Source organism: Priestia sp. ABM2_011, assembly GCF_056158845.1.
In genome coordinates, this window is sequence record NZ_JBSWUB010000001.1 from 4,937,809 (window position 1) to 4,962,897 (window position 25,089).

The window sequence follows — 25,089 nt, forward strand, 5'->3', positions numbered from 1 at the left end:
CTGTTTTATCCTGAATACCAAAAGGGAAATTCTTCTATTTACTTACAAAAAAGAAACGTCCACATAAAGTGAACGTTTCTTTTTTAAATAAGATAAAAACCAATTCCCATAATAATATAAGCACCTAAAAGAGTTGCGCCTTCAAACCAGTTTGTATCTCCGTCATTAGAAATCGCAATCGTTAAAAATACGGCTGTTACCATCGCAATCAACTCAGGCCAAGTAAAAACAAGAGACATTTGGCTTTCGAACATTAGCGAAACAAGTACTAATATTGGTGCTACAAACATCGCTACTTGTAAAGTTGATCCAACAGCAATTTCAACAGCTACACCCATGCGATTTTTAACGGCCATAATAATAGCGGAAGCATGCTCTGCCGCGTTCCCAACAATCGCTACAATGATGACCCCGATAAACAGCTCACTCCAGCCAAAGCTTTCCGAGACAATTTCGATTGTGCTTACCAAGCTTTCGGATACGTAAGCCACCGCTAACGTAGACAAAAAGAGAACCGCAATCGCTTTCCACATTGACCACTCTGGCTCCTCATGTTCTTCCACTTCTTCACTTTTATGCTGATACACGCCTCGATGCGTGACCAGCTTAAAGAATAACGCCGCTAAGTATAAGATGATGAGAATAATGGAAATTCCGACACTTAGAGACATGGTCTTCGCTTCGTCCATTTCGCTAGCAAACACTTCAGGAATAACAAACGCAACGATAACAGCAAAGATCAATAATCCAGAATTATGTCTTGCATCATAGACATTAAATTCTTGACGCTTAAATTTAAGTCCCCCGATAAAGAATGAAAGACCGCCTACAAGAAGGAGATTTCCTAATACAGAACCGGTTAACGATGCAAGCACCACGGCTGTAAGGCCTTCTTTTAAAGCAAAAATCGAAATAATTAATTCTACAGCGTTACCAAAGGTAGCATTCAATAGACCGCCTATTCGAGGACCAGCTACAACAGCTAAGCTCTCTGTAGCTCTTCCCATAAAAGCTGCGAGGGCAATGATTGTTAAACAGTAAATAATAAACATAAGAACATCTGACCAGTGCATCATGTGCCCAATAACAGATAACGGCACCCCAAGAATAACCGCTATCAGAAAAATCCGATTGATCATCGATATGTACACCTACCTTATTCATTTTTTGACAACAAAATCAATCATATCAAATTAATGGAATTTGTATAGACTCACCGTCAATGTTAGTATTTTTAACCTATTTTTATAAATGATAAACCTCTAATTGATTTTTGATTAAGATATTTAAAAATCAGCCAAACTACCAAGGATAATGAGATAGAATGAGGAGTGAAAAAATGAGTAATGATGTAAAAAATCAAATTTTATCGGTACTGGATGACTATACAATCGGAACGTTAGCTACGATTCAAGATGGAAAACCTTATTCACGCTTTATGATGTTTTTTCATGAAGATCTTGTGCTTTACACCGCCACCAATAAAGATACCCACAAAGTCGAAGAACTAGAAAAAAACCCTTACGTTCATATTTTATTAGGCTATGATGGGCAAGGTTGGAGTGATCCGTATGTAGAGGTAGAAGCCAAAGTAAATGTAGAAACAAACGAAGAGTTAAAAAAGAAATTTTGGAATGAAAAGTTAAAAGAGTGGATTAAAAGTCCAGATGACCCAAATTTTTTGCTTCTTCAGCTGACTCCTGAACGCATGCGCTATTTTGATAAAGCCGGAAGCAAACCAAAAGAAATATAAAAGTGGACAATGTCCACTTTTATTTTATTTCGAAGGTTTCTGTCACTTCTATACTGTCAATAACCGACTGTAGCATTGAACAATTTTTTCGGGCTAGCTCAATCGATTTTTCAATTTTGTCTAATGGCAGGTCTTTTCCCGTGATGATATAGTGCAAATGAATTTTTTCGATTCGCCCCGCTTTTTCATCATTGCGCGTTACATCAGCTTGGATGCGTAAATCAGAAAAAGCGATTCTTTTTTTCTCTAGAATTTTTCTTAACACGCCTCCGCTGCAAACGGCAATGGACGATGTCATTAGCTGATAAGGACGAAAGCCATACTCTTCATCTCCTGCGATATGTAGCTCTCCATAAGGAAGATCTGTCGTAAATCCCGCTTCTTTTTTCATGTTAAATTCCATTTTCTTCACTCCTTTCCTTCATTATAAACCGTTTTTTATATAACCAACTACTCTCACTATAGATCACTTGTTACACCGCGGTTTATTTCCGGGAACCATCACAATAAAAAAATCCGAACGAATTTGATTCTTGATCAAGAATCAAATTCGTTCGGATTTCCTTCAACTAACATACTTTTGTACTAGCCTTTTTTATGACTCCGTATTAAACTAATTTTCCAGCGCGAATATCATCCGTCATTCCTTCGTAAGGCGCTTGAGCGATAACTTCCCCATTATTCACTCCGACATTTTTGATAAATGTAATGTCAGCAAATTCCGGAACCACGTATTTTGGATATGTCTCATATTTCTCACGAGACTCATGCATTAAATCGAGATGATCATTTTGATAGCATACTGTGATTTCAGGATGTTCATGTACCCATTTTGGGAAGAAGATAATGCCGTGCATGCGTTTTTCATCAGGCATAAAGTTCAAAGACACATCTGTTCCCGTTGGTTCAGTCCACGATACTTTATATACACCTTCTGTTAATTTCACAATATCTACTTTTTGGTCGCGAACCCATCTTCCTGCCACCATTCCGCTATGAATACGGTAATCAATTGTATTTTCGTTTTTAATATAAATTTCATATTCCCATCCATTTTCGTATGTGTAAATCATATGATTTCCAATAAATTTTTCCATGTCTATACCTCTCCTTTGATTTGATTTATAAAACTTCGTATATGTCTAGCACAACGCTTTCTGGGTTTCTTACAGCAGCGCCTATAAACATGCGGTCCTGTAACCACTTATACTTTGCACTTCCAGTTTCAAAGACAGGAATCGTACGAAAGTAAACGTGCTCTGGAGGTATAATTTCACCTTCAGCAGCCTGTTCTCTAAACTCTTCACTAACCTGACGTATTCCATTGTTTTCAATATAAATAAGTTCATCATCTTCTGTTTGAATGACATATCGTGCAGATAAATCGACGCGGCCATCCCAACGAATAATTTGAGAATCCGCTCCACTTGGAAGAATTAAGCCTTTTATTTCCCCGTCTGCAGTACCTGACTTAATGGGAATAAACTGTTTTTTTCCTAATCCTGTATGACCAATAACGACGGGTGTACCAACATTAATTGTGAATGTTGCTATTTTCTTCAACCCTGGTTCTATCATAGCAATCACCTCTTAATTGTAAATAAAAACATGTAAATATTTACACGTTTTATTCTACTCCCCTTACATAAAGATGTCAAATGGACAGCACGGCCTGTTTATATCCTTGTCAATAAAGCGTTTTCCTTGTACGATTAAACAGTTGGATTGACAAAATATAGATAAAAAGAGGTTAAATGCTATGGGTGCTACTCATCAACAACGTTTCTGGATTTTAGTTAGCCTTGTCGCCATTTCTGGATTCAGCCAAGGCATGCTGCTGCCTTTAATTGCTATTATTTTTGAGAAAGATGGTCTTTCCTCTACTATAAACGGATTAAACGCAACTGGATTGTACCTGGGCATCTTATTTATTTCTCCTTTCATGGAAGCGCCGCTTCGCAGATACGGATACAAGCCAATTATCGCAGCAGGAGGACTTTTAGTTATTGTATCTTTAGCTTTGTTTCCCCTGTGGAAATCTGTTGTATTTTGGTTTGTGCTCCGTTTATTTATTGGAATAGGAGATCACGCGCTGCACTTTGGAACTCAAACGTGGATTACATCGTCTTCCCCTGCTGATAAAAGAGGTAGAAACATTTCACTGTATGGGCTCTTTTTTGGTATTGGTTTTGCTGTTGGTCCTTTAATGACGCCGTTAATTGAAATTAATCAAGCGCTGCCTTTTATGATTTCTTCTGCTCTATGTCTTCTAACGTGGGTATTTTTATTTTTGATAAAAAATGAATTTCCCCTTCAGGGAGTTGAGGTTAATTCATTAAAAGAAACGGCTAAGCGATTTTCTAAAGCGGCTAAATATGCTTGGATTGCTTTTTTACCGCCTTTTGGATATGGTTTTTTAGAGTCATCACTGAACGGCAGCTTTCCTGTATACGGTTTACGAATTGGATTGCAAGTAGAGTTTATTTCACTGCTGCTGACTTCCTTTGCAGTTGGAGCTATTGTGTTTCAGCTTCCTCTTGGCATACTGAGCGATAAATTCGGACGGAAATTGGTATTAGGATGGATTTTATCAATTGGAGCCGTGACTTTTTTTACAGCAAGTCTCTTGGAAGACACCGCTATTCCATTAGTAGCGTGTTTATTTATAGCAGGCATGGTTGTAGGTTCTACGTTTAGTTTAGGAATCAGCTATATGACGGATTTGATTCCTACTCGTCTGCTTCCTACAGGTAATTTACTATGCGGCATTGCTTTTAGTATCGGAAGCCTTGCCGGTCCTTACATAGGCGGTACTTTTATTCAGTTCTTTCATCATGTCAGCTTTTTTAATATTATTAGCGGGATGCTTGGCTTTATTTTTATCCTTCTTTTTGTATTCGGACAAAAAATGCCTATGCAGCAAAAAACAAGCGAGAACTTATAAGTTCTCGCTTGTTTTTAAACTTTTAGCGTCCGGTGCTGAAGAGCTGATTTTTCAATTTGTATCGTCGTATGCTCAATACCACAGTGATCGTGTACTAAATCAATGGCTTTTTGCAAAATCTGCTGACAATCTTTTTCATCTTCTACGCGCATATGACAGCTCAATGAGTCCAGTCCTGAAGTAATCGTCCAGATGTGTAAATCATGCACATCTTTGACTCCTTCAATGTTTTCAAGAAGGTTTTTTATTTCACTGTGATCCACTCCTTCAGGAGAGCCTTCCATCAAAATATGAACGCTATGAGCAAGCACGCCCCAAGCGCTTTTTAAAATTAATACAGACACAACTACAGAAATAATCGGATCAGCAATATACCATCCAAACAGCATCATAAGAAGTCCCGCTACAATAGCTCCAATAGACCCTAAAGCATCTCCCAATACGTGTAAGTAAGCGCTGCGCAAATTTACATTTCCTTTTACATCGCCTTGTCTCATAAGTGACCATGCGCTGATTAAATTAGCGAGTAAACCAACAGCAGCAATCAGCATCATGCTGCCGCTTGCTACAGACTGCGGCTCCAGTACGCGCTGATAGGCTTCATAAATGATAAACCCTGCTATTACAAACAGTGCCACTCCGTTAAAAAGAGCCGCTAATATTTCAAAACGATAATAACCGTACGTTTTTTTAGCCGACGCATCTCGGTTAGCAAACCATATGGCTACGAGGCTAAGAGCAAGTGAGCTTGTATCAGACAGCATGTGTCCGCTATCGGATAATAGCGCTAAACTATTTGTAAAAAGCCCTCCAACAAACTCAAGAACCATAATACCCGCGGTGATAATTAGTGCAATTAACAGACCTTTTTTGTTGCCTTCACGCTGTGTATCAAAATGGTGATGATGACCATGATGATGGTGGTGATGATCATGACTCATGCAAAGCCCCTCCTTCTAATTGTTATGTGCGCATTCTACGTGCTGAATCACTTGATGCAATATTCCAACCACGTGTTCATCATCGTACGTATAGAAATACGTATTCCCTTCACGGCGATATTTTACTAAACGTAAATGACGCAAGTGAGTTAACTGATGTGAAATAGCTGATTGTGAAACACCAAGCACTTCAACCATATGACCGACTGAACACTCTTCTTGAAATAGCAAATAGAGAATCTTCATTCTCGTAGGATCTGAAATAGCTTTTAGTATTCTTGATGCTTCTTCTACTGTTTGAGGTGATAAAAACGAATGTTCATCTTTTTTCATAACATCTCTCCGTTCATTATATGCAAGTATATGAGCATATGTTCATATATAAATTATAAAATACCTTTTTCTCTATAGTCAATTATTTACGTCTTTCAAAATTTTTTTGCCTATTTTAAAAAAAAATCCACACAAAATACTTTTTCTGTTATATAATACAATTAAATATAATAAACTGTATTAAAACAGATGGAGAGGAGAATAATAAATGAGCAGACAAGAACGTAAAAACATGATTACATTTATTGAAACAATGAAGGGGATCGACCGTGAAACCTTAATGTACATGACGGATGCCGATATCGAGCACATTTACACTTCCGCTTATAAATATTATGAAGAGCATTTAGATATGTAGTACGTTTTTTACAGAATGCAGACGTCCAGCTGCATTCTGTTTTTATTTTTTAAGCATTAGTTGTTACCTCCTTGCTTGTTCCGTGCTATACTATACTAAATATCCCAATTCAAAAGATAATAAATGGAAAAAGTGTGCTGCTATCGCTGAGATGGCAGCTTTCGTGCTTTTTTAGGGGTAATGATTGTGATTATTTTTCTCAATTATCGTTCAAGGAGGATTTGTATGGAAAATGCGTTACCTAAAAAACAAGAACAAACGCCGCAAACATCTTCTGCTGTCAACGTATTAAAAACACATGGTGAACTCATTGCTGCACTGTTGAGCGGAGTGCTTATTTTAGCCGGCTGGCTGATTTCAAAACAGCAGGATACAGCTGTATCTATTACGCTCTTTGTATTAGCTTATGTGATAGGTGGATTTGCTAAAGCAAAAGAAGGCATTGAAGAAACGATTGAAAATAAAGAATTAAACGTCGAAATGCTAATGATTATTGCGGCCATTGGAGCGGCTGTAATTGGCTACTGGACAGAAGGTGCTATGCTTATTTTCATTTTTGCACTAAGCGGTGCATTAGAAACGTACACCATGAATAAAAGCAACCGAGAAATTAGCGCCTTAATGAATTTGCAGCCGCAAGAAGCAACGCGGCTGATTGGAGACCAAGAAGAAATTGTCTCCATTTCAGATTTACAAATCGGAGACTTGCTGTTAGTTAAGCCGGGTGAACGAGTGCCATCCGATGGTATTGTTGTCTCAGGTCAAACAACGATTGATCAGGCGGCTATTACGGGTGAATCTGTCCCTGTACTAAAACAGCTCGACGATGAAGTATTCGCGGGCACGGTGAATGTGAAAGGCGCCATTACCATTAAAATGACAAAGCCAAGTGCTGAGACGCTGTTTCAAAAGATCATTCAACTTGTTCAAACGGCTCAAAGTGAAAAGTCTCCTTCTCAATTGTTTATCGAACGATTTGAAGGCACATACGTAAAAATTGTTCTATCGGTTGTGGCAGTTATGCTGTTTCTCCCCCACTATGTGCTTGGATGGAGCTGGACCGAGACATTTTACCGAGCAATGATTCTCTTAGTTGTAGCGTCTCCTTGCGCCCTAGTTGCATCTATCACCCCTGCTTCGCTGTCTGCTATTTCAAACGGAGCAAAAAAAGGAATTTTGTTCAAAGGCGGCGTGCATTTGGAAAGGTTAAGCCATTTAAGCGCAATTGCTTTTGACAAAACAGGCACGTTAACAAAAGGAAAGCCAGAAGTGACAAATGTTATTGTACGTTCTGATATAAACGAACAGGAATTTCTTATTAAAATAGCATCCATTGAACGTCAGTCTAATCATCCGCTTGCTCAATCCATTGTTGACTTTGTGAAAAACAAGCAGGAATTGACGCTCGTTCAGCCAGATTCACTTGAAGACGTTCCCGGATACGGTGTGATTGGGTCTCTTCAAGAAGATACGTGGAAGATAGGAAAAGCAGATTTTGTAGGTAAAGAAGAAGCAGCTGAATTTGAAAATGGGATTTCATCTACGCTTGCCAGTGAAGGAAAAACGATTGTGTACGCAAAAGACCAGCATGGTATTGTGGGATTGCTTGCGCTAAAAGACGTTGTACGAACAGAAGCTGTAGAAGCTGTTAAATCTCTGAAAGAGCAGGGTATTCATACCGTCATGATTACAGGAGACAGCGAAAAAACAGCCGAGGCCATTTCAAAAGAATGTGCCGTCGATGAATACATTGCAGAATGTTTGCCTGAAGCGAAAGTAGATAAAATTAAAGCGTTAAAAGAAAAATTCCCTACCGTTTCAATGGTGGGAGATGGCATTAACGATGCACCTGCTCTCGCTACTGCTAACGTTGGAGTAGCCATGGGAGAAGGAACCGATGTGGCACTGGAAACGGCAGATATTGTTTTAATGAAAAATGATTTATCAAAAATTTCGGATGCAGTAGCTCTTTCCAGACGAATGAACTCAATTGTGAAGCAAAATGTTATTTTTTCTATTGCCGTCATCTTTTTATTAATTTGTTCGAATTTTTTCCAAGTGCTTGATATGCCATTTGGTGTTATTGGTCACGAAGGCAGCACCATTTTAGTTATCTTAAACGGCCTTCGCTTGCTAAAATCTTAACGAAAAAAAGCCTAACGTATTTGTTAGGCTTTTTATTATGGAAATCAATGCCTTAATGGTAACCGTTTTGTCCATTTTGGCTGTTGCTTGTTTTATGCTTTGGCTGGCTCTTTTTATTTTGTTTTGTATTGCTTCCATCTTTTTTTGTATGCTTTGTCATGATGTAAAACCTCCCTTTCACTTTGTTAGTATGCTCATATCTTGCGAATGATTTCATCCCAATTTGTGACTATGAAGATTTGACTCGGCGGTCGTAGAAAATAGCGTTAATTTCTCCTCCAATAACGATAATCATACCCGATAGGTACAGCCAAATAAGCAAGATAATAATTCCGCCCAAGCTTCCATATGTAGCCGTATAGTTATTGAAATGATTTACATAGTACGCAAATAGCATCGATACCACTGTCCATCCGACCGTAGCAAAAGCCGCTCCTTTTACAACATTTCGAATCAGCAGCTTTTTATTAGGAGCAAAGTAATACAACCCCGTAAAAACAGTAAACAAAATGAGACCGCTGATAATCCAGCGGGAAGCAGACCATAAAGCGAGAAAAGTTTCTGAAAATCCAAACGTAGACGATAAATAAAGACCAATCATATGACCAAAAACAGGAAGTAAAAGCGCTACAATAATAACAAATATCATCGCAAAAGTAAGGAGAACTGCCATGCCTCTCGCCACTAAAAACGGCCGATTTTCTTGTACGTGATACGCTCGGTTAAATGCCCTTACGATCGCATTAATTCCATTTGAAGCAGACCACATCGTGGCAATGATACCAAAGGACAATAGTTTTTCATTATGAGAACCAATGATATGAGAAACGTTGCTTTCAATCATGTGCAGCGTTTGCTGTGGCGCTACATTTTCGACCAAGTCAAGCAGATCTGTTGATTCCAATGGCAAAAATCCAATCAGCGTAATTAAGAAAATTAAAAAAGGAAATAGCGAGAGCAGCAAATAATAAGCCAATTCAGCTGATAAGCTGGGCAGCTCATCTCGATGAATGCGGCCCATGAGTTCTTTGCCAAACTTTACGATGTTATTTATGTATATTCCAGCCATATGTGCCTCCTTATTTATTTTTGTTCATCACCATACTTCTCTACAAATGCTTCTTTTGTATCGTTTACAATTTCCATCACCTGAGGGGTTGTTTCTTTTAACTTTTCTACTTTTCCCGCTACAAATGATACATCTTCAGAAACTTGCTCAATGGTCGTACGGATCGTTTCATATTTCTCTTTCACAGTATCCGTCACAAGTTCAGGATGCTGAATAAGAGTTTTTGTTTTGTCTTTCAGTTTTTTACTTCCTTGAATAACGGAACTTCTGGTTTCTTTATCAAATAAAGAAACAGCTCCTCCTATAATTGCTCCAATGACCATACCTTCTACTAGCTTATTTCGTTTACCCATTTGTCGTTTCTCCTCCGTTTTTTATTTTTTAAGTATCACTTATTCCGAGAAATGCTTCTCTATAATTTCGTCTAACAGAGCCTTGCATCCTTCTTGAACTAAGTCATATACTTCGTCAAAATTCCCCGTGAAATAAGGGTCAGGCACATCTTCAATATGTAAACCAGGCACAAAATCCAAAAGCCTTGCAATATAACCTGTTTTAGTATGTCCAGCCATCCTTCTCAGATTTCCTACATTTTCGACATCCATTCCAATAATATAATGGAATTTAGCTACATCCTCTTGAATCACTTGTCTTGCTGTTTGCCCTTTAAAATCAATGTTGTTTTTCGTTAAAATAGACTGCGTCCCTTCATGAGGAGGATTGCCTTTGTGCCAGCCTCCTGTGCCTGCAGAATCTACGTGAATTTGTCCTTCTAGCCCTTTTTTCTTCACCATATCTTTAAAAACCGCTTCTGCCATCGGTGAACGACAAATATTTCCCAAACAAACGAATAATACGTTAATCATAGTCTCGACTCCTTTCCCTTATTACAAACATTATATACAATCATTTTTAAACTAAAAAATAGTTTTCTTTTATTTATATCGTTTCCACTCTTCTGTGGATAAGAACCTGACATAAAAGTGTTCACACGATAAAAACATGTTACAATAAAAAAAACGCAACTGGAAGGATGAACAAAGTGGATTTATCAGTAAAATCTCCAGAGAATATTAAACATATGGTCGATAGCATTAGTGAAAAATTGCGCATGCTAAATATCGGAGCAATTAAAGCTGAAGCTTTTGACGAAGAAATGTATGAAGACTTAAAGTACTTATACGATATGGTAATGAGAAAAGATTCTTTTAGCCCAAGTGAAATGCAAGCGATCGCGGAAGAATTAGGTACACTGCGTAAACAAGCTTAATGACACCTCCGTCAATGACTAATAGCCATTGACGGTTTTTTCTACATTTTTTTCTATACATGAATGCTGCACCTTTTAGCGAGCAAATAAGAGTTAAATCGTTTACATACACATAGATGAAATATTCCCAAAAATCTTTCTTTTTTATTAGGAATTGACGTTTTTATTATTTGTCTATAGAATGTATCGAAATACCTAAAGCTCGTATAGTCTTGGAAATAGGGTCCAAGAGTTTCTACCGAACTACCGTAAATAGTTGGACTACGAGGGTTGAACATCATTCATACTACATGTTTATTCTTCTTTATGTTCTCCCTTACATAGTCCTTCATTGTTATTCAGTTATACAATGAGAGGAGTCACATTCATGTCAAATACAAAAACAACCTTAAAAAAACAGCTTGCTGTTGCCAATAAAAAAACACCTGCAGATCTTGTAGTGAAAAACGGGAAAATTATCGATGTCTTTACGCTTTCCATCATTGAAGCCGATATTGCGATTGCTGATGGAGTGATTGTTGGAATAGGTCAATACGACGGGAATAACGTCGTTGATGCAAAAGGAAAATACATTTCGCCTACGTTCATTGATGGACACGTTCACATTGAATCATCAATGGTTACACCTAAAGAGTTCTCAAAACTTCTTGTACCTAGAGGTGTTACAACTGTCGTAACGGATCCTCATGAAGTTGCGAATGTTTCAGGGAAATCTGGCATTGAGTTTATGCTTCAAAACTCGGATTCCATTCCTTTAGACGTATTTGTGAACTTACCTTCAAGCGTGCCAGCAACTCCTTTTGAAAGCTCTGGAGCCGTCTTAAAAGCAGCTGACTTAGCGCCATTTTTCTCTCACTCTCGCGTGCTTGGATTAGCAGAAGTGATGGATTTCCCTGCTGTTCGAGATGGAGATGACGATATGCTCGATAAATTACAAGCAGCTAACGATGCAAACGGCGTAATTGATGGGCACGGCTCAGGGCTAGATGCCACGGGCGTTAACATTTATCGTACCGCTAATATTTCAACAGATCATGAATGCGTAACAGCAGAAGAAGCAATTGAACGTATTCAGCGCGGGATGTATGTTCTAATCCGCCAAGGTTCTGTTGCTAAAGATTTGAAACAATTGTTACCTGCTGTAAATGAACGCAACGCGCGCAGATTTTTATTCTGTACCGATGACAAACATCTAGATGATTTATTAACGGAAGGCTCTATTGATTACAATGTTCGTTTTGCTATTGAACTCGGGCTGGATCCGTTAATTGCGATTCAAATGGCTTCATTAAATGCCGCTGAATGCTACGGGTTAAAAGATAGAGGGGCGGTTGCTCCTGGTTACAAAGCTGATTTTATTCTGTTGGACGACTTAACTGATATATCTGCAGCACATGTTTATCAAAACGGAGAGCTTATTGCTGAAAATGGAGAGATGCTGTCTGTGCAAGAAGAACAAATTGATCTTCCGACAGAACTAATGAATTCTGTTCATTTGAAAGAGTTTTCTATTAACAAACTTACGATACCACTTCAGCACAATCGGGCTAATATTATTGAAATTAATCCAAACAGCCTGCTTACAAATCATATTGTAGAAGAAGTTCAAGTAAAGCAAAACGAATTTCAGCCTTCTGTAGAAAACGATCAGCTGAAAATGGCTGTTGTTGAGCGCCATCATCTAACAGGAAATATTGGTCTTGGGATCGTAAAAGGATTTCAGTTAAAAGATGGAGCGATCGCTACTACGATTGCTCACGATTCACATAATATCGTAGCCGTAGGAACAAATGATGAGGATTTAGCAAAAGCAATTGCGGCAATTGAAGAAATCGGCGGAGGTATTGTTATTGTAAAAGATAATGAAGTGATTGGTTCCCTCCCTCTTTCCATCGGAGGGTTAATGTCACCTCACCCTTACAATGAAGTAAATAGCTTACTTAAGCAGCTTCACGGGGCTCTTCATGATCTCGATATCTCACAGAAATTCAATCCGTTGCTGACTTTATCTTTCTTGAGCTTACCTGTTATTCCATGTCTAAAATTAACCGACAAAGGATTATTTAACGTAAAAGAATTTAAGCATATCCCTGTTCAAGCATAAAATAAAAAGGACTCTTTCGAGTCCTTTTTATTTATACCCTTTAGAGGGGGTAGTTCGAGTTTTACGATTTTTATAATGACGATATCCTTCTTTTAACAGGATAGGAAAAACAGCGACTAGAATTTTTTTTACTATACGTCCCAATTTAAGGCACTCCTTTACGTGTTCTTACTTTACTATACCCAAATTGGACAGCTAAAAACGCAAAAAAGAGCAGGTATATCCTGCTCTTTTTGTATTACTTACCGATAAATTGTTGAGTCCAGTACGTAGTATCACCTTTTACGTATCCAACACCAATTTCAGTGAAATCAGGGTTTAGAATATTTTTGCGGTGACCGTCACTATTCATCCAAGCATTCATTACATCTTCAGGAGATTGCTGACCTTTTGCAATGTTTTCACCTGCAGTTGTATATTCAATGCCGAATTGTTTCATCATATCAAATGGTGAACCATATGTTGGTGAATTGTGGTCAAAGTACCCTTTGTCCATCATATCTTTTGATTTAGTGCGCGCAACGTCACTTAATTTTTTGTTAAGTGTTAAAGGCTTTAAACCTTGTTTTTGACGTTCTTGGTTTACTAAATCTACTACTTTTTGTTCAAATTGACTAGCATCTTTTGTTTGTTCTGCTTTATCAGTATTTTCTGATTGTTGAGCTTTTGTGTTTTGCTGTGTTTGCTCAGGAGCTTTTGCCTCTTCACTTTGCTCTGGTGCTTTTGCTTGTTCCTGTGGAGCTGCTTCAGCTTGATCTGGTGCTTGTGTTTCTTGCTGTGGAGCTGCTGCTTGAGCAGATTGTCCTTGAGCGTTAAATTTCTTTAATAGCTCGTCTACATTTATATTTTGTGCTGCTTGAGCATCTTTAATGGTAATTTGTTTTGGAGTGTTGCAATCAGGAGCTGCTGCATTTGCTTGTCCTGCTGTTAGTAATCCTAATGATACGGCACCTGCGACAGTGGCAATACGAAACCTTTTCTTCATGTTTGAAATCCTCCTATGTGATAATAAAGTTTTTTGTAAAACCGCAACGCATCTAAGCTTGTAGCAAGCCAACCTCGTGATGCATCCTCATTGTTGCACGAAAACTATGAAACTCGCAACGTCTTTTAAGCTACCAAAATTATACTCACACTTATGTAAAAAATATTTCGATTATATTACGCGACTTCCAGCTATTGATAGTAAAAGGTTTTCATATACTTTGAAAAACAGCTTCATCCAATGCGGTAATATAACTGTAAATTCCTCGTCAAAAACGTTACATACAAAAAAGGCGACAACAGAGTGGTAAACCACCCTGTTATCGCCTTTTACAGAAAGTTTTACTAATATTATTTACTTATTTTAAGACGTTTACTGATTCACGTACGAATGCTTCCATATCATCTGGTGTACGGCTTGTAACTAGTTGATTACCGCATACCACAACTTCTTTATCATGGAAGTTTGCGCCTGCATTTTTCAAATCAATAGCAATTGATTTGAAACCAGTTACGTCACGTCCTTTTAATGTTTCAGCATTGATTAGCAGCTGTGGCCCGTGACAAATAGCCATAACCGGTTTGCCTTCATCCATAAATGATTTTGTAAAAGCTACGACTTGATCGTCCGCACGCAAGATATCTGGTGAGAAGCCTCCGGGTAAAAACAATGCGTCAAAATCTTCTGGTTTTACATCGGCAATTGCTTTATCAATTGTTAATGTTGTTTCGCCTTGTTTACCTGTTACTTCGCCTGTTTTCACATCGATTTTTGTTAGCGTATGGCCTTCTTCTTCAAAGGCTTTGGCTGGATCTGTATATTCCACATCTTCAAATAAATCTGTTACTAATACTGCAATTTTCTTACTCATTCTAAGCAACTCCTTAATTGATTTGTGTACTAATGTTCTATAAATAAAATACCCGTACACTATTCTTTTAAACATGGTTTATGAGTAAAAAACTTTTCTACAATAATCTAAAAACACAGTGCAGGTTTTTATAAATCAGACATTCAAAACAAATTAAATGTCTGAAACGTCGTCTCTTCTGGAACTGGATACACATCTCTACCTGCAATTACGTTCAGAATACGCTGATTACGCTGAACGGATAAACCAAGATTTGTTGCGCCAGATCCGTGTGAATGTTCAATGTTAGTTAACGTAAAAAAGTGGTGGTTACGGGGTTGTTTAAAGACAAGCCGGTAATCTTTTGTGACGTTGAAACGCTTGTCATCTTCCCATTCGATATCATCTTTTATTCGTTCGATGAACGGCGAAATCTTTGGCTTATAGCCCGTGGATAATATCAAACGATCCGCTTCGTATTGAAAAGAGCGATCAGCCTTTAATTGTTTACACTCCAGCTCATATCCATTTGCTTTTTTATGAATGTCACTTACTTCAGTCGAAGCTTGAATCGTAACGGGTACTCTTCCTTTAAGTGAACGATGATAGAGTAAATCATAGATTTTCGTTAAGGTAGAAGATTCAATTCCGTGACGTAGGGGGTTTAAATCTTCTACCGTGCTTGTACGTTCCTCAAAAGCCAGCGAATGAAAGTAATCTACATAGTCTGGCGAAAATAACTCTTGAGCAAGCTTGGATTGATCAAGCTGAAAAAAATTAGAGGATCTTGTAAACCATGTAAGGTGGTAATGATGTTCAGTCTGTTCTTCTAGTAAATCCAGAAAAATCTCGGCAGCACTTTGCCCTGAACCAACGATCGTTACATGCTTTCCTTTTTGAATCTCTTCTTTTTTATGTAAATAGCCGCTGCTGTGTAAAATATGCTCATTTAGCTTTTCTTCAAAAGCCGGAGGCACAAGTGGAATGCTTCCTGTTCCCATTACAACGTGTTTAGCATTTACCGTTTGAATTCCCTCAGGTGTTTCTACCTTTACTTCATAATACTCTTCTTCATTTTTTGGTATCACGTCCACAACTTTTGAAGAAAAGTGGCAGGAAGATAGCTGCTCCGCTACCCATTTTGCGTACTCGTTGTATTCTTGACGCGGAATGTCAAAACGATTAAAGAAAAAGAACGGATACAAGCGCTTTTGCTTGTGAATATAATTTAGAAAAGAATAGGGGCTTGTTGGATCTGCAAATGTAACTAAGTCTGCTAGAAACGGAATCTGCAAGTCCGTACCGTCAATTAACATGCCCGGATGCCATTCAAATTTCTCTTCTTTATCAAAGAAGACTGCATCAATTTCATCAAGAGGCTCAGCAAGGGCCGCTAAGCCTAAATTAAAAGGGCCTATTCCTATTCCCACCATGTCATACTGCTTATTTGTCATCTTTAAACTCCCTTTCATAAAAAAGCTAACAGTATTGTCTACTGTTAGCTTTTTACCCTTTTTCCATACATTTATGCGGAAGGAGTCATACTCATTTTCGGGCCAAACGATTCATACATGATATTTTCTTGGGAAATGCCCATTTCATCTAGGCCTTCTAACACCATTTGTGTAAATGAAGAAGATCCACAAACATAATAATATGCATGTTTATCGCCGGCATATTTAGCTAGCTCTTTTTTAGTTAAGCGACCATACGTTATGTTTTCATCATGCTGATCTGTTTGCGCTTGACTATAGAAAACGTGCTGTTCAAACGTATATGTCTCTGACAACGATTGAAGCTCTCGTTTCATTGCATGAAACTGCTCATTTTTAGCACTGTGAATAAATGTTACTTCTTGATTGTTTTCCAATGCTTGATGAAGCATTGACATCATTGGAGTAATTCCTACACCTCCGCTGATAAATACTGATTTATTATTTTCTTTTAAGACAAAATCTCCTGCTGGAACGCTGACTTCAAGCAAGTCTCCTTCTTTCAATTGATCATGTAAATACGTTGACACGACCCCGTCTTCCATTTGTTTTTCTTTTTTCACCGTAATTTTATAGTATGGTTGGTTTGGATAGCCAGATAAGCTGTACTGGCGAATGGATAAATATTCTTGACCAAGAATTCGTACACTCACGTACTGACCTGGCAGAAAAGCAGGCAGTGCTTTTTGATCAGGTGATACTAAATAAAACGAGTACACGCCTTCTGCTTCTTTTACTTTTTTATGAACCATTAGTTTTTTATAATCTTTCCATCCTTTTTCTTCAGCTTCTTTATATAACTCTTGCTCCACACTTATGAATACGTCTGCAATGGCACCGTAAGCTTCTTTCCAAGCTTCCATAATCTCATCGGTCGCAGCTTCTTTTAAAACATCTTTAATTGCCTTTAATAAGAACTCGCCGACAATTGGATAGTGCTCTGCTTTCACGCCGATACTGCGATGTTTATGGGCGATTTGCTTCACAACTGGAAGCAGCGTTTCAAGCCGATCGATGTACTGCGCAGCGGCATAAACTGTATTAGCTAACGCCATTTGCTGACGTCCTGTTTTTTGATTTGTTTGGTTGAATACATTTTTTAAAGAAGGATACTGTTCAAAAAGCATTTCATAAAAACGAGTTGTGATTGCTTGACCATGCTTTTCTAAAACAGGAACTGTACTTTTTACAATAGAAATAGTTGTTTGTTTCATAACTTTCGCCTCCGAAAGATTCATTTTTAAAAGATATATTTTTAATACATCTTTATAATACTCATATCCTACTTAAAAAGATATATTTTATATACACATTTAAAGAAATGTTCACAAATTCACCCTGTCAAAAATGTGAGCATTCTTTCTGTATTTCTTAGATATAGACATGCTATTATAGATATATCAGCTGCTGATAAGAGAAGAGGTAAAAAGATGAGGCTCACACAATATACAGATTACTCACTGCGAGTTTTATTATATTTAGGCGTTCGCGATAATAATAAACTAAGCAATATAAAAGAAATTGCTGAAGCGTATAATATTTCAAAAAACCATCTTATGAAAATCATTCACGAACTTGGAAAACTTGGCTTAATTGAAACGATCCGAGGACGAAACGGCGGTATTCGTTTAGCTCAGCTTCCAAAAGACATTAATATTGGCAAAGTGGTACGTCAAACTGAAGAAGATTTTCATATTGTTGAATGTTTTGACCGTGAAGGAAACTTCTGCATTATTAGCCCCGTCTGCAAGTTAAAAAGTGTTTTGCATGAAGCCATGCAAGCCTTCATTAAAGTGTTAGATCAGTATACATTAGAAGATCTAATCCAAAATAAAGACGAATTAAACCTCCTCCTCCTATCTCAAAAAAACGAGGAATGAACAAACTAAAATTCACCTGAAATCATTCTCGTTTTTTTGACCTTTTTCCCTTTCATCATAAAATAAAAGATGTTACAATGAGGCACGTATTGGAAAGACAAGATGTCTCCATTCGAGCAGACAATGAACCTCATTCTGTTCATCCTAAAAAATGACGAAAGGGTGTTTGAGTATGCACGTAGGAAGCAAAGGTTGGTATGTTGAGGAACTTAAAAAACGAGGAGTTCGCAACCATGAAGGCCGCAAAGTGGAAAAGTACAAAACATATGTACTTGCTAACTTGCTTGATAAACACAAAAATTAATTAACGTGTAATAAGAGAGTACAAATTTGTACTCTCTTTTTTGTTCATTTAATAAGCAGCGTCTTGATAAAAATAATTTGGTGATAATACTTTATTTTTATAAGGCTTATGAAAAATATGTGTGGTAGCTGGTGAAACCGGTGGGATTAACCATGTCCAGTTCCCAGTCACTTCCCGGCCATTTTTTTGTTCTCTTTCTTCAAACAAGTGAAATTGCTGAGCAGCCGTGTGATGGTCTACAATGCTAACGCCTTCTCGTTTAAAAGAAGAAAGCACTGCAACGTTTAATTCCACAAGAGCTTTGTCCTTCCAAAGCGTAGCATTATAATTCATGTTCAATCCCATTATAGAAGCTACTTTTGGAAGTTGATTATAGCGATGCGTGTCCGCTAAATTTCGGGCACCAATTTCAGTCCCCATGTACCATCCATTAAACGGTGCTGCGACGTACTCAATCCCTCCAATTTCTAGCTTCATATCTGAAATCATTGGGACAGCGTACCATTTTAACTGTAAGTCTTCAAATTCAGGAAGTTCTGGATGCGTAATAGCTACTTCCTTCACTAAATGTTTTGGAATCTCAAAATATCGAGGCGACTCTTCATTCACTTGCAGGACAAGAGGAAGAACATCAAAGTGAGTTCTCTCACCTTCCCATCCTAATTTTTGACAAACTTCCGTGAACGCAACAGAATCAGGGTCTCCTATCATACCATATTCCGTCTCATACCCAGCATAGCGGATTAGCTGATGATTCCATATCCTAACCGGTTCTTTTGCCTTCATTTTTGGTTTAAACACCGTAATAGTAGGACGGATTTTCCCGTCATTTGTTGCATATTCAATATGATGAAAAAGGGCGTCTCTTACCTCTTCAACTGTGATCGCCTCTCGCTTATCAAATACATTAAGCGATTGCCAAAATAGTCGTCCGATACATTTATTGCTGTTTCTCCAAGCCATACGAGCTCCGTGCTCTAGCTCTTCAAATGTATGATCATAATGTCCGAGTGACATAATTTGCTGATGAATTTCTTTTAACCGCTTATTTTTATCCGCTTCGCTTTTTTCAAGTTCAGCGTAACACGTCTCTATAAATACACGTGCTTGTTCAAATAATTCTTCTTGCTTCAACGTTTGTTCCCCCCTAGAAGAACAGATTTCATTCTTTTCGTTCAAGAAAAGCAAGTTTCAGTATACCATTCTCATAGCGGAAACGCGCATCATAATGCTTTAATAGCCTCTTTCAATATTAACCAAGTTAGAAGTCAATTCGCCCTGCTCAACTTTTTGCAGCGTTTCAACAAAGCATTCGACGGCTTCTTCAGGCGTAGTCACCGCTGAAATATGAGGTGTTATGATGATATGTGAATGATTCCACCAAAAGGATTCTTTCGTTAACGGCTCCTGTTCAAACACGTCTATGTATGCTTTTCGAATATGTTTTTGCTCAATAGCCTCTACTAACGCATTTTCATCTACAGTTGCTCCTCGTCCAACGTTTATAAAGTATGCATTTTCAACTAAATTCATCCATTTTTGATCAAAGTAGCTTTTTGTTTCACTCGTTAATGGCATGGCGCTAATAATCCAATCCGCTTCTTTTAACAATTCTTTTTCTTTTGAAATGGAGAAGACTTGATCAAATGAGGGCTTTTCATTTCCATTTTTAGATACGCCTATCACTCGTACACCAAAAGATTTTAAAACAGCGGCAAGACGTCCGCCGATTTCACCTGTTCCATAAATTATGACCGTTTGAGTAGAAAGCTGCTGAGGCTCTATCACTTTCCACTGCTTTTGTTTTTGCTGATGCTGAAACTGTGCGTGGTGCTGAAGTTCAGCTAGCATATAGCTAAGACAATATTCACTGATTCGCTGACCGAATGAACAAACCGTACGTGTTAACATCACGCTCTTTTTCCAATTCCCACTTTCTAAGAACCGATCGACTCCTGCGCCGAGAGAATGAATCCATTTAAAGCTATGATCTTCAAAGCAATTCGTTGGACCGAAGGATAAAAGCGCATCAGCCCAGTTTAAATCTTCCATTGTAACGTCTTGCTCTTCCATAAACCGAAACGTCTGTGTGAGCTTCTTTTGATTGATTATCTCCTGCAGCTCTTTATGCATTCTTCCTGCCACTAGTATCGTATGAATCTTCATTTCTTTTCCCCCTGGCTTTTTGTTCTTCTATATACTCTATTTGAATGATCCGATATGACCGGCCCTTCGTCATGAAGGATTTTCTATATTGATATATATAGTATGAATGAAGTGAAAGGAAGACGCGAGTGAATTTTATATGACTTTCCAGGCTGGAAAACTCATATGGATTTATGTATATAAGTTCGCTATAATCGTTATGAATCAATTTGTTTATAACGAAACGTACGATAGATATTTTAAAAGAAAAGGTGTGTCAGCATGAGTGTATTAAACGTAAAAAATCTAAGCCACGGTTTTGGTGACCGTGCGATTTTTAACGATGTATCATTTCGATTGTTAAAAGGTGAACACGTCGGCTTAATTGGAGCAAACGGCGAAGGTAAATCAACATTTATGAACATCATTACAGGCAAACTAGAACCGGATGCGGGAAAAGTAGAATGGTCTAAAAAAGTGCGCGTCGGCTATTTAGATCAGCACACAGCATTAGAGCGCGGTCTTTCTATTCGTGATGTACTAAAAAGTGCTTTTCAATACCTATTTGATTTAGAAGCTCAAATGAATGGACTCTATGAGAAAATGGCCGATGTATCACCAGAAGAACTTGAAAAACTTTTAGAAGAAGTCGGTACACTTCAAGACCTCTTAACAAACAATGACTTTTACGTTATCGATGCAAAAGTCGAAGAAATTGCACGCGGATTAGGATTAGAAGATATCGGCTTAGATCGTGACGTACAGGATTTAAGTGGCGGACAGCGTACAAAAGTATTGCTAGCCAAACTGCTGCTTGAAAAACCAGAAATTCTTTTACTTGATGAGCCTACAAACTACTTGGATGAACAGCATATCGAGTGGCTACGACGCTACTTGCAAGAATATGAAAATGCCTTTATTTTAATTTCTCACGATCTTCCATTTTTAAATAGCGTGATCAATTTAATTTATCATATGGAAAACCAAGAGTTAAATCGCTATGTAGGAGACTACGACGATTTTATGAAAGTATATGAGATGAAAAAACAGCAGCTTGAAGCAGCTTATAAAAAACAACAGCAAGAAATGGCAGATTTAAAAGATTTCGTAGCGAGAAACAAAGCCCGCGTGTCGACACGAAATATGGCCATGTCCCGTCAAAAAAAGCTGGATAAAATGGAAGTAATTGAACTAGCTCAAGAGCGTCCAAAACCAGAGTTTAACTTTAAGAGTGCTCGTACTTCAAGCAAATTAATTTTTGAAACATCTGATTTAGTCATTGGATACGAAGAGCCGCTTTCTAAGCCACTGAATCTAAAAATGGAGCGAGGTCAAAAGATTGCCCTTGTAGGAGCAAATGGAATCGGGAAAACAACTCTTTTAAAAAGTATTCTAGGAGAAATCAAACCGATTTCAGGCTCTGTAGAAAAAGGCGATTACCAGCATATTGGCTATTTCGAACAAGAAGTTAAATCAGCTAACTACAATACGTGTATTGAAGAAGCATGGAACGAGTTTCCTCACTTTACCCAATATGAAATTCGTGCAGCGTTAGCTAAATGCGGCTTAACAACCAAACATATTGAAAGTAAAGTAGAAGTTCTAAGCGGTGGAGAAAAAGCAAAAGTCCGTCTATGTAAGCTGATTAACAATGAAACCAACATTCTTGTACTGGATGAGCCTACAAACCACTTGGATGTAGATGCGAAAGATGAATTAAAACGAGCTTTAAAAGAATACAAAGGAAGTATCTTAATTATTTGTCACGAACCTGAATTTTATCAAGATGTAGTCACAGACGTGTGGAACTGCGAATCTTGGACGACTAAATTATTTTAAAAAAACGGGTTAAAAGAGGCATATCTTTTAGAAAAAGTGGGAATGATAAGATTAAGTTCCCCCCCCTTTGTGTGAGTAGCCATTTTTTAAATGGTTACTTTTTTTATGTATAGTCCTTTAATAAAATGGCTATATTGTATCTATACTCCCTAAACCCAAAAAGACCGCTGCAGTGATGCAGCGGTCTTTTCGTTGTCATGGTTTCATCTGTAGCCAGCTATCAAAATGATGAACAGCTATACTGCTTGGAGGGTTTTTAGCTTGACACTTCGTAAGCAACATACCCAGCTCTTGCATCATCTTTTCTTCTCCTTTAGCAGAAAAAGAAATGTATTCCCCTTCATCTGAGGCCATCGTTTCTACCCCTATTTCAATCGGAGTAGATAGTACACGTCCCCACCTGCGTTCATTTTGCGTTATGTCAGCAATACCGTCTTCTTTATCTGCATGGTTTCGGTACGACATAATTGTGACTTCATCAGCGTACTGAATAATCCAATGCCCCAGCGAACCGGAACCGTTGCTATTTTTGAATGAAACTTCGTCAAACCAAAACGGTATATCTACAGCAAGCGGCAAGTGTAACTCATGAGACTGTACAGCGGCTTGAGAAATAACATATTGATACTGCAGAATACTTTTCGCTCGATTATTTTTCCAGCTTTTATACAAATACGGCTCTATATCTAAATGAACCCCTGAAAATTGCTGTTGTTCTTCCGCTTCTGCTTGGTAAGCTGTTATCCAATTAAAAAATGCGTCTTGCTCTTCTATACCAGAAGGCCCTATCCAAGAAGGAGCGCCGTCAAGTGCGTAGACATCTATACCCTGGACTTGCGCTTGTTGGATAAAATGCCTATATACAGAAGGTGAAAGATGAGCATCAATTTGTAAATAAACCTTTGTCACCTTTTTTTCTTGAAGTTTTTCACGGATAGCTTCTTGGTTCAACATCCATTTCTTTGTATCCCACACCCACGTCGACAGCGGTATATTCATCTCTGCATTCACCTTTGATCCACATCCTATTCCTTTCCCCATATTAAACAGCCATACAACCACCAGAAAAATAAGAACGCACTTGCTTTTCACACTCTATTTCCTCCTTTATACGAGCCAGAACTCATATAAAGAGAGTCTGGCAGCTTGGCAACTTTATGGTGAATTTCTCCCTTAGATCTGTAGCTTTCAGCAAACTCTCCCTTATCAATTTTTTCAGCCTAATCTTTATTTGTTCTAGCGGTTGCTTGATTTACTTCCCTGTATCTTTCTTATGGAATAAATATGCCTGCTTTGGATGGTTTGGCTGATTTGGATATTTCAACTGTAATTGTCCTTTTCGTAATAGCTTTGTTAAATAATTATTACGTACTCCATCCGGCGTTCTTTCTAGTAAATAAGCAAACTCTTTAAGCATGAGCGGTTTTTCTTTGCATAATTCAAGAATAATATGCTCCATCTGATTAGGCGAAAGCCGTTTTTTTTCACGAGCCAGCGCTGCAATATCCCATAGCTTCGTATCAATATCCTCACCATTCACTGAATTAGAAGAACCATCTTCCGATTCTTTATTATAGGAGTTTTGATAACTATTATAGGAGTAATCACCTTTATTATATGAGTTAAGTTCACTACTGTAGTAGTTTTCTTCTTTATTATAGGAGTTATTGTCGTTATTACATGAGTTTAACTCCTCTAATAAACCTTTATTATAAGAGTCTTTATTTTTATTATAGGAGTTACTTTCGACATTGTTTTCAGGTATGTTTTGATATTTTTCGACACTTTTAAAATTATTTCCCAAATCAGTTACAGACGTATGATAAGTGTCTTTTTCAGAAGAACTAATCTGTCTTTCTTGAGTGGACAGAGATAACGTGACTACCGTACGATGCATAGAAACATCTTGATCAACAGAAGGCTTTTTATAATGATGCAAGCTCCAGTTTTGCTTCACTTTTTTCAAGCCAGAGCCCGAACGTTCACATAGCCCTAGTAAACTGAATAGCTTAACGATATTCGGGTTTCGAAGCTGACTAACGGTTTTACTAAAAACTGAATCTGTAGGTACTAACAAAAGACCTGGATTAGAAAAAACGTAATGAGAAGGTTGCTTTTCTAAAATAACGCCGCCCTCGCCATTATAATCTGCATGAATAAGCATGTTGATTAAAACTTCTGTTAAAGAGGAAGCGATTGACGACTGGGGTTCGCTATTGCGAACAATTTCATGAATATGGAAATAAAAATCAAAAATATTTCCTGACCACGTCCCGTCTTGAGAGGTAAAACGCTCTGTCCATTCTTCATTCCCTTTACTTTCCCGGTATTCTAAAAAGTATTGTGGTAAAACTTCTGTGATAATCCGTTCTTCACTGAATAAAAGCAGGCCTGCGAGCGTAACTCCTTCTTTATGGGTATCTCTTACCTTTCCCCATGCTCCTACTTTGTATAAAAACTCTTTTGTTTCAAGCGCATTCCAAGGATGAGCTGGTTTTACTTCAGCAAATCGATCCCGGTAGCTTTTGATCGTATCAAAATTTAATTCATTTAATCCATAGTGCTCTAGGATGAGATTATCTTGTAACATATTCAACTCTCCTATTATCTTTGTATATTTATTTAACAGCGCGAATATGCTGCTTCTTACCTCTTGTTACTAACGTACTAACTTTA

26 protein-coding genes and 1 riboswitch are annotated in these 25,089 nt (G+C 37.8%); of the genes, 9 read left to right on the top strand and 17 right to left on the bottom strand.

From position 1 onward, the window contains the following. Positions 1 to 83: 83 nt before the first annotated feature. A complete protein-coding gene (gene cax / locus ACXAE4_RS26000) occupies positions 84 to 1,139 on the bottom strand; it encodes a calcium/proton exchanger (RefSeq protein ID WP_034263745.1) in 1,056 nt (351 codons plus the stop codon). Between the two features lie 200 nt (positions 1,140 to 1,339). On the opposite strand from cax, the gene ACXAE4_RS26005 reads away from it, so the two are divergent. After that, positions 1,340 to 1,753, top strand: a complete 414-nt coding sequence (locus tag ACXAE4_RS26005; RefSeq protein WP_034263743.1) for a pyridoxamine 5'-phosphate oxidase family protein — start codon at positions 1,340 to 1,342, stop codon at positions 1,751 to 1,753. A gap of 19 nt (positions 1,754 to 1,772) precedes the next feature. Here the strand turns inward: ACXAE4_RS26005 and ACXAE4_RS26010 are convergent, their stop codons facing one another. From ACXAE4_RS26010 to ACXAE4_RS26020, 3 genes are all read right to left on the bottom strand, one after another. After that, entirely contained in the window at positions 1,773 to 2,156 is a 384-nt protein-coding gene (locus ACXAE4_RS26010) for an OsmC family protein (protein ID WP_154974100.1), read from the bottom strand. A gap of 205 nt (positions 2,157 to 2,361) precedes the next feature. Further along, positions 2,362 to 2,850 (bottom strand): phenolic acid decarboxylase, encoded by a 489-nt coding sequence (locus ACXAE4_RS26015; RefSeq protein WP_154974102.1) that lies wholly within the window; start codon positions 2,848 to 2,850, stop codon positions 2,362 to 2,364. Positions 2,851 to 2,875: 25 nt separating this feature from the next. Beyond that, positions 2,876 to 3,331 carry a DUF3237 domain-containing protein gene (locus ACXAE4_RS26020; protein ID WP_028412450.1) on the bottom strand — a complete coding sequence of 152 codons (456 nt, stop codon included), beginning with the start codon at positions 3,329 to 3,331 and terminating at the stop codon, positions 2,876 to 2,878. A 181-nt stretch (positions 3,332 to 3,512) separates the two neighbouring features. Between ACXAE4_RS26020 and ACXAE4_RS26025 the strand changes: the two genes are divergently transcribed. Then, a complete protein-coding gene (locus ACXAE4_RS26025; protein ID WP_098999466.1) occupies positions 3,513 to 4,697 on the top strand; it encodes an MFS transporter in 1,185 nt (394 codons plus the stop codon). Positions 4,698 to 4,711: 14 nt separating this feature from the next. Here ACXAE4_RS26025 and ACXAE4_RS26030 read toward each other — a convergent pair whose 3' ends face one another. Both ACXAE4_RS26030 and ACXAE4_RS26035 read right to left on the bottom strand, forming a co-directional pair. Further along, on the bottom strand, positions 4,712 to 5,638 hold the full coding sequence (locus ACXAE4_RS26030; protein ID WP_098999465.1) for a cation diffusion facilitator family transporter: 927 nt from the start codon (positions 5,636 to 5,638) through the stop codon (positions 4,712 to 4,714). 15 nt (positions 5,639 to 5,653) lie between these two features. Further along, a complete protein-coding gene (locus ACXAE4_RS26035) occupies positions 5,654 to 5,971 on the bottom strand; it encodes an ArsR/SmtB family transcription factor (RefSeq protein WP_098999464.1) in 318 nt (105 codons plus the stop codon). A 208-nt stretch (positions 5,972 to 6,179) separates the two neighbouring features. Here ACXAE4_RS26035 and ACXAE4_RS26040 point away from each other — a divergent pair, with 208 nt between their 5' ends. Beyond that, on the top strand, positions 6,180 to 6,329 hold the full coding sequence (locus ACXAE4_RS26040) for a BH0509 family protein (protein ID WP_013055132.1): 150 nt from the start codon (positions 6,180 to 6,182) through the stop codon (positions 6,327 to 6,329). 225 nt (positions 6,330 to 6,554) lie between these two features. Next, positions 6,555 to 8,474, top strand: coding sequence for a heavy metal translocating P-type ATPase (locus tag ACXAE4_RS26045; RefSeq protein ID WP_028412454.1), 1,920 nt, complete (start codon positions 6,555 to 6,557; stop codon positions 8,472 to 8,474). A gap of 229 nt (positions 8,475 to 8,703) precedes the next feature. Here ACXAE4_RS26045 and ACXAE4_RS26050 read toward each other — a convergent pair whose 3' ends face one another. From ACXAE4_RS26050 to ACXAE4_RS26060, 3 genes are read right to left on the bottom strand one after another with little or no spacing between them, the layout of a single operon-like run. Continuing rightward, the gene (locus ACXAE4_RS26050; RefSeq protein ID WP_034267022.1) at positions 8,704 to 9,543 is read right to left on the bottom strand and encodes a YihY/virulence factor BrkB family protein; all 840 of its coding nucleotides are present in this window, start codon (positions 9,541 to 9,543) and stop codon (positions 8,704 to 8,706) included. Positions 9,544 to 9,557: 14 nt separating this feature from the next. Next, on the bottom strand, positions 9,558 to 9,896 hold the full coding sequence (locus ACXAE4_RS26055; RefSeq protein ID WP_047751736.1) for a hypothetical protein: 339 nt from the start codon (positions 9,894 to 9,896) through the stop codon (positions 9,558 to 9,560). Positions 9,897 to 9,935: 39 nt separating this feature from the next. Then, a complete protein-coding gene (locus ACXAE4_RS26060) occupies positions 9,936 to 10,409 on the bottom strand; it encodes a low molecular weight protein-tyrosine-phosphatase (RefSeq protein WP_154974104.1) in 474 nt (157 codons plus the stop codon). A 176-nt stretch (positions 10,410 to 10,585) separates the two neighbouring features. Here ACXAE4_RS26060 and ACXAE4_RS26065 point away from each other — a divergent pair, with 176 nt between their 5' ends. After that, on the top strand, positions 10,586 to 10,813 hold the full coding sequence (locus tag ACXAE4_RS26065; RefSeq protein ID WP_013055127.1) for a DUF1128 domain-containing protein: 228 nt from the start codon (positions 10,586 to 10,588) through the stop codon (positions 10,811 to 10,813). A 182-nt stretch (positions 10,814 to 10,995) separates the two neighbouring features. After that, positions 10,996 to 11,097, top strand: a riboswitch (purine riboswitch). 83 nt (positions 11,098 to 11,180) lie between these two features. Further along, positions 11,181 to 12,917, top strand: a complete 1,737-nt coding sequence (gene ade, locus ACXAE4_RS26070) for an adenine deaminase (protein WP_028412457.1) — start codon at positions 11,181 to 11,183, stop codon at positions 12,915 to 12,917. A gap of 238 nt (positions 12,918 to 13,155) precedes the next feature. On the opposite strand, the gene ACXAE4_RS26075 is transcribed toward ade, so the two are convergent. The 4 genes from ACXAE4_RS26075 to hmpA all read right to left on the bottom strand — a co-directional run bounded on the left by ACXAE4_RS26075 (position 13,156) and on the right by hmpA (position 17,459). Continuing rightward, a complete protein-coding gene (locus tag ACXAE4_RS26075) occupies positions 13,156 to 13,902 on the bottom strand; it encodes a CAP domain-containing protein (protein ID WP_028412458.1) in 747 nt (248 codons plus the stop codon). A 358-nt stretch (positions 13,903 to 14,260) separates the two neighbouring features. Beyond that, the gene (locus tag ACXAE4_RS26080; RefSeq protein ID WP_013081517.1) at positions 14,261 to 14,773 is read right to left on the bottom strand and encodes a type 1 glutamine amidotransferase domain-containing protein; all 513 of its coding nucleotides are present in this window, start codon (positions 14,771 to 14,773) and stop codon (positions 14,261 to 14,263) included. A 143-nt stretch (positions 14,774 to 14,916) separates the two neighbouring features. Further along, positions 14,917 to 16,206, bottom strand: coding sequence for a lysine N(6)-hydroxylase/L-ornithine N(5)-oxygenase family protein (locus tag ACXAE4_RS26085; RefSeq protein ID WP_028412459.1), 1,290 nt, complete (start codon positions 16,204 to 16,206; stop codon positions 14,917 to 14,919). 71 nt (positions 16,207 to 16,277) lie between these two features. Continuing rightward, positions 16,278 to 17,459, bottom strand: a complete 1,182-nt coding sequence (gene hmpA / locus ACXAE4_RS26090; RefSeq protein WP_155010632.1) for an NO-inducible flavohemoprotein — start codon at positions 17,457 to 17,459, stop codon at positions 16,278 to 16,280. 216 nt (positions 17,460 to 17,675) lie between these two features. Between hmpA and ACXAE4_RS26095 the strand changes: the two genes are divergently transcribed. Next, positions 17,676 to 18,125 (top strand): Rrf2 family transcriptional regulator, encoded by a 450-nt coding sequence (locus ACXAE4_RS26095; protein WP_028410145.1) that lies wholly within the window; start codon positions 17,676 to 17,678, stop codon positions 18,123 to 18,125. A gap of 172 nt (positions 18,126 to 18,297) precedes the next feature. Further along, on the top strand, positions 18,298 to 18,429 hold the full coding sequence (locus tag ACXAE4_RS26100; RefSeq protein WP_016762840.1) for a YflJ family protein: 132 nt from the start codon (positions 18,298 to 18,300) through the stop codon (positions 18,427 to 18,429). Between the two features lie 48 nt (positions 18,430 to 18,477). Here ACXAE4_RS26100 and ACXAE4_RS26105 read toward each other — a convergent pair whose 3' ends face one another. Further along, on the bottom strand, positions 18,478 to 19,563 hold the full coding sequence (locus ACXAE4_RS26105) for a nitric oxide synthase oxygenase (RefSeq protein ID WP_098999462.1): 1,086 nt from the start codon (positions 19,561 to 19,563) through the stop codon (positions 18,478 to 18,480). 99 nt (positions 19,564 to 19,662) lie between these two features. Continuing rightward, positions 19,663 to 20,595, bottom strand: coding sequence for a D-2-hydroxyacid dehydrogenase (locus ACXAE4_RS26110; RefSeq protein WP_228307471.1), 933 nt, complete (start codon positions 20,593 to 20,595; stop codon positions 19,663 to 19,665). Between the two features lie 261 nt (positions 20,596 to 20,856). Between ACXAE4_RS26110 and ACXAE4_RS26115 the strand changes: the two genes are divergently transcribed. Further along, the gene (locus tag ACXAE4_RS26115) at positions 20,857 to 22,413 is read left to right on the top strand and encodes an ABC-F family ATP-binding cassette domain-containing protein (protein WP_028412463.1); all 1,557 of its coding nucleotides are present in this window, start codon (positions 20,857 to 20,859) and stop codon (positions 22,411 to 22,413) included. A gap of 195 nt (positions 22,414 to 22,608) precedes the next feature. On the opposite strand, the gene ACXAE4_RS26120 is transcribed toward ACXAE4_RS26115, so the two are convergent. Continuing rightward, positions 22,609 to 23,505, bottom strand: a complete 897-nt coding sequence (locus ACXAE4_RS26120) for an amidase (RefSeq protein WP_289578681.1) — start codon at positions 23,503 to 23,505, stop codon at positions 22,609 to 22,611. A gap of 160 nt (positions 23,506 to 23,665) precedes the next feature. After that, positions 23,666 to 25,003 (bottom strand): ATP-binding protein, encoded by a 1,338-nt coding sequence (locus ACXAE4_RS26125; protein ID WP_155010628.1) that lies wholly within the window; start codon positions 25,001 to 25,003, stop codon positions 23,666 to 23,668. Positions 25,004 to 25,089: the final 86 nt, after the last annotated feature.

Excerpts from the sequence above, each read along its gene's own strand:
- cax (WP_034263745.1), bottom strand. The coding sequence starts at position 1,139 with ATGATCAATCGGATTTTTCTGATAGCGGTTATTCTTGGGGTGCCGTTA.
- ACXAE4_RS26005 (WP_034263743.1), top strand. The coding sequence starts at position 1,340 with ATGAGTAATGATGTAAAAAATCAAATTTTATCGGTACTGGATGACTAT.
- ACXAE4_RS26010 (WP_154974100.1), bottom strand. The coding sequence starts at position 2,156 with ATGGAATTTAACATGAAAAAAGAAGCGGGATTTACGACAGATCTTCCT.
- ACXAE4_RS26015 (WP_154974102.1), bottom strand. The coding sequence starts at position 2,850 with ATGGAAAAATTTATTGGAAATCATATGATTTACACATACGAAAATGGA.
- ACXAE4_RS26020 (WP_028412450.1), bottom strand. The coding sequence starts at position 3,331 with ATGATAGAACCAGGGTTGAAGAAAATAGCAACATTCACAATTAATGTT.
- ACXAE4_RS26025 (WP_098999466.1), top strand. The coding sequence starts at position 3,513 with ATGGGTGCTACTCATCAACAACGTTTCTGGATTTTAGTTAGCCTTGTC.
- ACXAE4_RS26030 (WP_098999465.1), bottom strand. The coding sequence starts at position 5,638 with ATGAGTCATGATCATCACCACCATCATCATGGTCATCATCACCATTTT.
- ACXAE4_RS26035 (WP_098999464.1), bottom strand. The coding sequence starts at position 5,971 with ATGAAAAAAGATGAACATTCGTTTTTATCACCTCAAACAGTAGAAGAA.
- ACXAE4_RS26040 (WP_013055132.1), top strand. The coding sequence starts at position 6,180 with ATGAGCAGACAAGAACGTAAAAACATGATTACATTTATTGAAACAATG.
- ACXAE4_RS26045 (WP_028412454.1), top strand. The coding sequence starts at position 6,555 with ATGGAAAATGCGTTACCTAAAAAACAAGAACAAACGCCGCAAACATCT.
- ACXAE4_RS26050 (WP_034267022.1), bottom strand. The coding sequence starts at position 9,543 with ATGGCTGGAATATACATAAATAACATCGTAAAGTTTGGCAAAGAACTC.
- ACXAE4_RS26055 (WP_047751736.1), bottom strand. The coding sequence starts at position 9,896 with ATGGGTAAACGAAATAAGCTAGTAGAAGGTATGGTCATTGGAGCAATT.
- ACXAE4_RS26060 (WP_154974104.1), bottom strand. The coding sequence starts at position 10,409 with ATGATTAACGTATTATTCGTTTGTTTGGGAAATATTTGTCGTTCACCG.
- ade (WP_028412457.1), top strand. The coding sequence starts at position 11,181 with ATGTCAAATACAAAAACAACCTTAAAAAAACAGCTTGCTGTTGCCAAT.
- ACXAE4_RS26075 (WP_028412458.1), bottom strand. The coding sequence starts at position 13,902 with ATGAAGAAAAGGTTTCGTATTGCCACTGTCGCAGGTGCCGTATCATTA.
- ACXAE4_RS26080 (WP_013081517.1), bottom strand. The coding sequence starts at position 14,773 with ATGAGTAAGAAAATTGCAGTATTAGTAACAGATTTATTTGAAGATGTG.
- ACXAE4_RS26085 (WP_028412459.1), bottom strand. The coding sequence starts at position 16,206 with ATGACAAATAAGCAGTATGACATGGTGGGAATAGGAATAGGCCCTTTT.
- hmpA (WP_155010632.1), bottom strand. The coding sequence starts at position 17,459 with ATGAAACAAACAACTATTTCTATTGTAAAAAGTACAGTTCCTGTTTTA.
- ACXAE4_RS26095 (WP_028410145.1), top strand. The coding sequence starts at position 17,676 with ATGAGGCTCACACAATATACAGATTACTCACTGCGAGTTTTATTATAT.
- ACXAE4_RS26100 (WP_016762840.1), top strand. The coding sequence starts at position 18,298 with ATGCACGTAGGAAGCAAAGGTTGGTATGTTGAGGAACTTAAAAAACGA.
- ACXAE4_RS26110 (WP_228307471.1), bottom strand. The coding sequence starts at position 20,595 with ATGAAGATTCATACGATACTAGTGGCAGGAAGAATGCATAAAGAGCTG.
- ACXAE4_RS26115 (WP_028412463.1), top strand. The coding sequence starts at position 20,857 with ATGAGTGTATTAAACGTAAAAAATCTAAGCCACGGTTTTGGTGACCGT.
- ACXAE4_RS26125 (WP_155010628.1), bottom strand. The coding sequence starts at position 25,003 with ATGTTACAAGATAATCTCATCCTAGAGCACTATGGATTAAATGAATTA.